Origin of the sequence: Cryobacterium sp. RTC2.1 (assembly GCF_035018685.1) — a bacterium.
In the GTDB taxonomy this organism is placed as follows: Bacteria; Actinomycetota; Actinomycetes; order Actinomycetales; family Microbacteriaceae; genus Cryobacterium; species Cryobacterium glucosi.
This window is the reverse complement of record NZ_JASJXJ010000330.1, coordinates 1-779: the sequence shown is the minus strand read 5'-3', so window position 1 is coordinate 779 and position 779 is coordinate 1. Positions and strand designations below refer to the sequence as shown.

Sequence of the window (779 nt, the reverse complement as noted above, 5' to 3'; positions counted from 1 at the left end):
GCGATGCTGTGCATCGCCGCGGCAGACACTGCCGAGTCGATTCTCTTCCCGCCGCGGGCTCCCCATACGGCTTCCCTGGCAGCCATCATTTTCTTCGCCCTCTTCCTGGTGTTCTCGGTGTCGTTCCTTCTCGTTCTGATGCGGCGACGGCTGAACCCGACGTCGGCGACCGTGTGGCTGGATGGTGTCATCGCCGGACTCGGCCTCGTGGCGGTTGCGGCGGCGTTGCTGTTCCGACCGGTGTCGGACATCGTCCTGGACGACATCCTGGGACTCGCATACCCGGTCTCGCCCCTGATCCTCGTAGCCCTGCTCGTGTGCGCCCTCACCGTATACGGCCGACGCCCGAGCCGGGCGTGGTTCCTGCTGGTCATCGCCTTCCTGGGCTTCGCACTGGCCAACACCTTCCTGGTGGCCGGCGTCGCCGACGGCACCTATGTCCGGGGCGGAATCGTCGATGTCGCGTGGCCCGTTGTCGGCGTCCTGCTCGGTCTCGCCGCATGGAGTCCTGGCGTTTCGGCCCTGCCCGACCGCGCGAGTGCCACGCTCGCTCTCGCCGCACCCGCGATTTTCAGCATCGGCGCACTCTGCGTGATCGTCGTGAACGAGTTCGTGCCGCTCGCCTCGCTTGCCGTCTTCGTCTCGTTCTGCACCCTGTTGGTCGGTGCGGTGCGCCTGGTGCTCGCGGTGCGGGATGCTGACCGGTTGCGGGTGCGGCAGGTGGAGTTGAATGTGAGTCTGGGGTTGGCGCGGGATGCGGCGTTGGCGGCGACGACGGC

The 779-nt window shown here is 67.4% G+C and carries 1 protein-coding gene; it reads left to right on the top strand.

Features of this window, described 5'->3' with window-relative positions; translation table 11 throughout:
- Positions 1-779: hypothetical protein (locus QN357_RS19135; protein ID WP_323505417.1), on the top strand; the 779-nt coding region annotated here is incomplete at both ends.